Origin of the sequence: Rhizobium sp. P32RR-XVIII, from assembly GCF_012641395.1 — a bacterium.
GTDB lineage: Bacteria > Pseudomonadota > Alphaproteobacteria > Rhizobiales > Rhizobiaceae > Rhizobium.
This window is the reverse complement of record NZ_JABAIH010000052.1, coordinates 1-7,395: the sequence shown is the minus strand read 5'-3', so window position 1 is coordinate 7,395 and position 7,395 is coordinate 1. Positions and strand designations below refer to the sequence as shown.

General features: G+C 60.8%; 7 protein-coding genes. 2 read left to right on the top strand and 5 right to left on the bottom strand.

Features of this window, described 5'->3' with window-relative positions; all coding sequences use genetic code 11:
• On the top strand, positions 1-936 hold a 936-nt coding region (locus tag HGP14_RS34810; protein WP_168834331.1), incomplete at its 5' end, for a sulfatase-like hydrolase/transferase.
• Between the two features lie 111 nt (positions 937-1,047).
• On the opposite strand, the gene HGP14_RS34805 is transcribed toward HGP14_RS34810, so the two are convergent.
• Both HGP14_RS34805 and HGP14_RS34800 read right to left on the bottom strand, forming a co-directional pair.
• Positions 1,048-2,883 carry an ABC transporter ATP-binding protein gene (locus tag HGP14_RS34805; RefSeq protein ID WP_168834330.1) on the bottom strand — a complete coding sequence of 612 codons (1,836 nt, stop codon included), beginning with the start codon at positions 2,881-2,883 and terminating at the stop codon, positions 1,048-1,050.
• Between the two features lie 35 nt (positions 2,884-2,918).
• The gene (locus tag HGP14_RS34800) at positions 2,919-4,115 is read right to left on the bottom strand and encodes an aminotransferase class V-fold PLP-dependent enzyme (RefSeq protein ID WP_168834329.1); all 1,197 of its coding nucleotides are present in this window, start codon (positions 4,113-4,115) and stop codon (positions 2,919-2,921) included.
• Between the two features lie 78 nt (positions 4,116-4,193).
• On the opposite strand from HGP14_RS34800, the gene HGP14_RS34795 reads away from it, so the two are divergent.
• Entirely contained in the window at positions 4,194-5,060 is an 867-nt protein-coding gene (locus HGP14_RS34795; protein WP_168834328.1) for an IclR family transcriptional regulator, read from the top strand.
• Between the two features lie 13 nt (positions 5,061-5,073).
• Here the strand turns inward: HGP14_RS34795 and HGP14_RS34790 are convergent, their stop codons facing one another.
• From HGP14_RS34790 to HGP14_RS34780, 3 genes are all read right to left on the bottom strand, one after another.
• On the bottom strand, positions 5,074-5,586 hold the full coding sequence (locus HGP14_RS34790; protein WP_168834327.1) for a RidA family protein: 513 nt from the start codon (positions 5,584-5,586) through the stop codon (positions 5,074-5,076).
• Between the two features lie 24 nt (positions 5,587-5,610).
• Entirely contained in the window at positions 5,611-6,822 is a 1,212-nt protein-coding gene (locus HGP14_RS34785) for an amidohydrolase/deacetylase family metallohydrolase (RefSeq protein WP_168834326.1), read from the bottom strand.
• Positions 6,823-6,825: 3 nt separating this feature from the next.
• The coding region (locus HGP14_RS34780; protein ID WP_168834325.1) for an ABC transporter permease at positions 6,826-7,395 on the bottom strand (570 nt) is incomplete at its 5' end.

Here is a 7,395-nt window from a genome sequence, read left to right as displayed (position 1 = left end):
GGCGCGGAAAACTGGCTCTTGCAGATAGAAACTTTCGATCCGCATGAGCCCTTCTTCGCGCCCGAGAGATTCAAGGAGCCATTCAAGACGGGCTGGAACGGTCCGATCCGCGACTGGCCACGCTATGGCCGCGTCGAGGAACTTCCCGAAGAGGCTGACGAGCTTCGCGCCAACTACTATGCGATCGTATCTCTCTGCGACTTCCTTCTCGGACAGTTGCTCGACTACTTCGATGAGCACGACCTGTGGAAGGACACTGCGCTCGTCGTCACGACCGATCACGGGTTCCTGCTCGGCGAACATGACTTCTGGGCGAAGAACCGCATGAATATGTACGAGGAGATCGTACATATCCCGCTCTTCATCCATAACCCGCACAATCCCGGCGCCCGGCGCGTGGCCCGTCTGACCCAGTCGATCGACGTCGGTCCGACATTCCTCGATCTGTATGGGGTTGAGCCGCCTCCGGAGATGGAGGGTCGGTCGCTTCTTCGCGACCAGGGAAGGGAGGCCGTCATATTCGGCTATTTCGGCGGCGCAGTGAACGTCACCGACGGACGGTACACCTACCATCGCTTCCCGAAAGACATCGAGACGCAGGAAATCTTCCAATATACGCTGATGCCGACCCACATCACGCAACGGTTCACGCCGGAGGAACTCGCGTCATCCACGCTGGCCAAGCCGTTTGGCTGGACGAAGAACGTACCGCTCTTGAAGATACCGGTCACCGAGCGCTCGCCGATGTATTCGAACTACGGTCCGGGCTCCCTCCTCGAAAAGGAGACCCGACTTTACGATCTGCTCAACGATCCTGGTCAAGCTCGTCCATTGAAGGACGAGGCTTTAGAATCCAGGATGACGGCACTCATGGCATCACTGATGCGGGCAAATGAAGCGCCGCCTGAGGCATTCGAGCGACTGGGCATTCGCTAGACGGAGCGGAGTGTGTCCGTCTCTATTGCGCTTTGCATGAGGTGCCGCTGTCCAGAATCTTGTCGATCGTGATGGAAAAGCTGTGAATTCGTCCACCGGACGCTGCGGCATTTAAAGCGCCACCAGATGACCCGGGGAGACCTCCAGATATTGCAGGGGCTGGAGCTTGTGGTCGATCGGCCGGATAGGACTCTTCAGCTCCTCGTTCACTGTGCCGCGGTGTTCACGTCGACGGTCCGGATCCGGAACCGGCACCGCCGACATCAGCTTTTTCGTATAGGCATGCTGGGGGTTGTCGAAGACGGCAGCACGCGGTCCGATCTCGACGATCTCGCCGAGATACATGACCGCGACGCGATGGCTGACGCGCTCGACCACCGCCATGTCGTGGGAGATGAACAGGAAAGCAAGGTTGAGGCTCTGCTGCAGATCGAGCATCAGGTTGATGACCTGCGCCTTGATCGACACGTCGAGCGCGGAGACGCTTTCGTCCGCGATGATCACTTTGGGCTCGAGCGCCAGCGCCCGTGCGATGCAGATACGCTGACGCTGACCGCCGGAGAATTCGTGCGGATAACGCGACGCCATATCCGGGGAAAGTCCCACCTTTACCAGCAGGTCGGCGACGGTATCGCGGGCCTGTTTGGCGGTTCCCATGCCGTGCTCCAGATAGGGTTCGGCGATCGCCGCGCCGACCGTCATGCGCGGGTTGAGGCTGGCGAAGGGATCCTGGAAGATCATCTGCACGGATTTCCGCATCTCGCGTAGACTCTTCCTGTCGAGGGCCAGCATCTCCTTGCCCTCGACCAGCACCGATCCGCTCTGAGGCTCGATCAGCCGCATGATGGCGCGACCGGTCGTCGACTTTCCGCAGCCGGATTCGCCGACGAGCGAAAGCGTTTCACCGGCATGGAGGTCGAAGGAAACGTTCTCGACCGCATGGACGCGGCCGCTCAGCTTGCCGAACAGACCGGAATGGATATCGAAACGCCGGACAAGATTCTTGACCTCAAGCACCGGACGCTGCGTAGAGGCTACCGTGTCGGTTACCTCGGTTGGCACATCGGATTCGCCCGTCTTGGTATTGACGACGGGAAATCGCAGCGGCCGCTTGAAGTTCTTCATCGAGCCGAGAACAGGCACCGCTGACAGCAAGGCGCGCGTATATGGATGGCTGGCCCGATAGAAAATATCGCTCGTGATACCCGTCTCCACTTGCTCGCCACGATACATGACGACCGTGCGGTCGGCGATCTCGGCGACCACTCCCATGTCGTGGGTGATGAAGAGGACGGATGTTCCTTCTTCTTCCTGGAGCATCTTGATGAGGTCGAGGATCTGCCCCTGGATCGTCACGTCAAGTGCGGTCGTCGGTTCGTCCGCGATCAGCAGCTTCGGCTTGCTCGCAAGTGCCATGGCGATCATCACGCGCTGGCGCATGCCGCCGGAAAAACGGTGCGGATATTCATCGAAGCGCGAGGCGGCCGAAGGGATTCGCACCTTGTCGAGCAGCCGAATGGTCTCATTCCTCGCCTCGGTCTTGCTCATATTCGTGTGGCAAAGCAGGGCCTCGGAAATCTGGTCTCCGACCGTAAAGAGCGGATTAAGGCTCGTCATCGGCTCCTGGAAGATCATCGCCACGTCATTGCCGCGCACCTGGCGCATCTCGCTTTCGGGCAGCGCAAGAATATCGCGGCCTCCGAGCATGATGCGGCCCTCGATGCGGCTGGAATCGGCCTGCAGAAGCCGCATGATCGAGAGCGAAGTAACGCTCTTGCCGGAGCCGGATTCCCCGACGATCGCCACCGTCTCGCCCGGCGCCACCGTGAAAGAGACGTCGCGAACGACCGGCTTCCATTCGCCGTCCACCAGAAACGAAGTCGTCAATCCCTCAACGGCAAGGACGGGCTGTTCCGTCCGGATCGTTTGGGCTTGGAAGCTGGTCATGTTCGTTTCCTCTCTTCGTACGGGAGCGATCGGAATTAATCCGGCCAGCGCAAAAGACCGGCGAAGCGGCGCTTGCTGCGTTCTTCCAGCGGCGTGGCGATGATCTCGTTCGAGGCGCGGGCCTTGTCCAGCTCCTCGACGAGACGGCTGGCGACAACCGTCTCTTGACCGGGATGCAGGTTGCATGGGTCGAGATAGAAGTGGTTGTGCTCCACTTCGTGATCCCGCACGATGACCGGCGGATTGCCGCGGGCAAGCGCATCTGCCAGATCCCAGGCGGTGATATGGGCCTCCTGTGGCGAGAGGATCACGCGCATGCGGTCGAGCGGATTGTTGGTCGGATCCGGCTCGATCACGGCCTTGACGCCGGGACGGCCATCGAGCGTCTCCTGCCAGAGCTTCAGGTAGCCGGTTTCCCGGGCGCGAATGCCGGCGTGATCACGCTTCTCCCAGGCTTCCAGCGCGGCCATGACACCGTAGACGCTCTCCTTGCCGACCTTCATGCCGCGGCCGATGCCCATGTTTTGAAGGAAAGCATTGCGCACCAGTTCCTTCTTCCCGGCGACGATGCCCGAAGTCGGGCCGCCCAGGAACTTGTGGCCGGAATAAAGGACGATGTCGGCTCCCTGCTCAAGGAAGATACGCAGATCATACTCCGAGGCGGCATCGACGATGACCGGAACGCCCTTGGCGTGGGCGATCTCGCAGAATTCCTTGAGGCTCAGCATCGCATAGTCGACGACATGGTGCGAAACGACATAGACAGCGGCGGCGGTCTTCTCGGTGATCGCATATTCCATGTGAAAGCGATGCGTCGACGTCGCCTGACCGATGAGAACGGCTTTGCCGCCCGCAAGACGGATTGCCTGTTCGACCGGCGCGCCATAGCTGACGACATGCCCCATCTGGACCAGAACCTCGTTCCTTTCCGGCGTCACGTCCGGCAGCTTCTCGATCGCCAGCAGATTATTACCGGTTATCGTCGCTGCCACCGCAAGGCTGATGCCGGAGGAGCACGAGGCGGTAACGAAGCCCGCTTCAGCGCCCGTCAGACGCGCGATCACGGTGCTCGCCTTGCGCTGCAAGTCGTTGATCTCGACAAATTGCGGCAGGATCGCCGACATGGCGGCAATTGCCTCGGGAACCACGATCGAGGCGCCGAGGCTGGTCATCGTGCCCGATACATTGATGACCTGTCGAAGGCCGAGGGATGGGCGGACGTCATCTGTCATGTTCATCTCCAGAATTTTTTACTGTCGAGGCCTGTGGTTGTGAAAATGCCGCATCGACAGCTATGCCATAATAATGTAATGAGCTCTCGAATTTCGAATGGGAGTCGAAGCTTGGATACGAAGTCATCATCCGTCGATTACCCCGATGAGCCCGAAGCGGATGTCGACAATGGGGTGAAATCCACGCGACGGTCGCGCGTCAGCGGCATCGACCGCGCGCTGCAGGTGATTGATTATCTTTACGAAACCGGTTCTCCGGCCGGCGCCTACGCTATCGCCAAGGCCGTCAAGGCGCCGCTGTCCACGGTTTACGTCATCATCGACGACCTGATCGAAAAGAACATGCTGGCGCGCAATGCGGACGGCTCGATCTGGCTCGGCGCGAGACTCTACCATTACGGTCTCGCCTATGCGCGTTCGCTGGACTTCATGAGCGTCGCCACCCATGAGATGCACGATCTCTGCCGTCAGGCGGGCGAGACGGTGCAGGTCTGCGGCCGCGACGGCGACCACATGCTCGTTCTCGCCATGGCGGATGGTCCGAGCCATTTTCAGGTCGCCTCGCGTGTCGGCACCCGCGTTCCGCTGAACTGGACGGCCTCCGGCAGGCTGCTGGTTGGCCATCTCCCGGAAGCCGAACGCATCGAGCTTTTCAGGCGTTGCGCGCGTTCCTCGCCGACGGGGCGTGCCGACGTCGATCCGGATACCCTGTCTGCTGCAGCCGCAAGTGCGTTCGAAACGCGGCTCTCGATCCAGGCGGGAGAATCGGACTATGCGGTTGCATGCATCGCCTCGCCGATCTGCGACCGCGACGGCAAGTGCGTCGCGACGATTTCCATCGTGCTGCCCGAGCAAAAGGCCTTTTCCGACGAGAGCCACTATACCTCCCAGGTCATCGCCTCGGCGCAGAAGATCGAAAAGCTGATGGGCTGGCGCAGCCATTGAAATCCGCTTCCTCTCAGTCGTGCAAGGCGACGATCGCCTCGATCTCGACGGTAATATTGCCCGGCAACGAGCCGAAACCGACAGCGGAACGCGCATGCTGGCCGGCGTCGCCGAAAACCTCGATCAGCAGGTCCGAGCAGCCGTTGATGACGCTCGGATGATCCTCGAAATGCGGCACGGCATTCACCATGCCGAGCAGCTTGACGACGCGCTTCACGCGTGACAGATCGCCGAGCGCATCATGCATGACGGCGATTAGGTTGATGCCCGTGAGCCGGGCATGCTTGTAGGCATCGCCGACGCCGACGTCGGCACCGACCTTGCCCGCATGCAGGAAACCATCGGCCTCCCGTGGACCCTGGCCGGAAAGGTAGAGTATGTTGCCTTCCCGCACATGCGTCACGAAATTGGCGATCGGTGGCGGCGACGGCGGAAGCTCGATGCCGAGCGAGGAGAGGCGCTGATAGGGCGCGCTCTGACTTTTGCCGGCGGTTGCTGGGGACTGGTTCACGCAAACTCCTGTCATGCGATTTTCTGATTGGCTCGGGTCTTAGCGGTAGGAATATCCGTGGCTGTGGCGAACGAGCTTGCGGGCTCTCGGAATGTAGCGGCTGGCGGCGACCGCTTCGGCACCGATGACGGCATAACGAGGCTCGAACAGCTTCTTCAGGACCGAGACATCGCCATTCGAATCGGTGGCTTCCAGCTCGGAATCGATCAGATCGAAGATGGTGAAATCGGCATCGGCGCCAACGGAAAGTCGATTTTCCATGGACAGCTTGATGACGGAGGCGGGCGCATGGGTAACCGCCTCCACGACCTTGTCGAAAGGCATCCCGACCGAAAGCAGCTTCGACATGGTTGTCGCGAGATCCCAGACCGGAAAATTCATCGAATGGCCGTGCAGATCGGTCGAGATGGAGAAGGGCAACAGGCCGCGCTTGATTGCCGCCTCCGCCACCTTGAAGGAGAAGGACGCACCGCCATGACCGATATCGAGGCGGATGCCTTCGCCGGCACAGCGCTCGGCGAGATTGAAAAGGTCCTCGTCCTCCATGATGCTGCTACCGGCCTTGCCGTTGAAGCAGTGGGTGACCACATCGCCGGGGCCGAGGATCTCAAGGACTTCGTCGTAAAGGGCAGGCGGCTCGCCGACATGCACCATCATCGGGATCTTGAGAATCTTGGCGATCTTCTTGCCGAGCTTGACGGGCGTAGCGCCCCATGAACCAGTGATGACATGGCTGGCGCGCACCTTGATGCCGACAATATGCTCGCTGTTTTGCGCATAGACCTCGAGAATGCGGTCGAGATCGATATCACGGATATCCCTCAGCTCCGTTACGCGGTTGCAGGCAACGAGACCGATGGAGCCGAGATTGAGGAAAGCCTTGATGCGCTCGCGCGAGGGCTCGATGATATATTCGCGGAAGCCGTGAAAATTGGCCTCTCCGGCGGACCCGGCATCGACCAGCGTCGTGACGCCGCGCTCGGCGCCGCATTCCGACGGGCGGATCGAGATGTCGGTCCCGCCGTGCCAGATATGGACATGCAGGTCGACCCAGCCGGGTGAAATCCAGGCGCCCTTGCCCTCGATGCGTTGTACGTCGCCCGCGGCCGCCAGCGACGGACCGATCTCGGCGATCCGCCCGCTAGCGTCGACGAGAATATCGACCGCGGCGTTCGGCGCGTCGGCACCGAAAGCCATAGGCTTCACATTGGTGATGAGGAGGGGCTTCATCGCCTTGTCAGCGGAAGACATGACCTACAAATCCTTTCTGAGTCTTGGATCGAGAATATCCCGTAGCCCGTCGCCGACCATCTGCAGCGAGAGAACGGAGAGAATGATGGCAAAGCCGGGAAAGAGCGTCATCCAGTCGGCCTGACCGATATATTGCCGACCAGCGGCGATCATCGTTCCCCAGGTCGGAATTTCGGGGCTGACGCCGAGGCCGAGGAAGGAAAGTCCCGCCTCGGCGAGCATCGCGCTCGCAAACAAGAAGGTACCCTGGACCAGGATCGGCGAGAGCAGGTTGCGCAGTACATGCCGCGTCATGATGTGGGGTGTGGAAATGCCGAGTGCCTTTGCGGCTTCCACGTAGGGCAACTCACGGATGACCAGCGTCGAGGCGCGCACGATACGCGCCAGCCGGGGCGCGTAGACGACGGAGAGTGCGATGATAACTGTCGCGAGCGACGGGCCGAGCGCTGCGACCAGCGCGATCGCCAGCAGAATGTCCGGAAAGGCCATCATCGCATCGATCAGGCGGGCAATCGGTGCATCGAGCTTCTTGAAGAAGCCGGCGAGCAGGCCGAGCGTCACACCGATGACCGC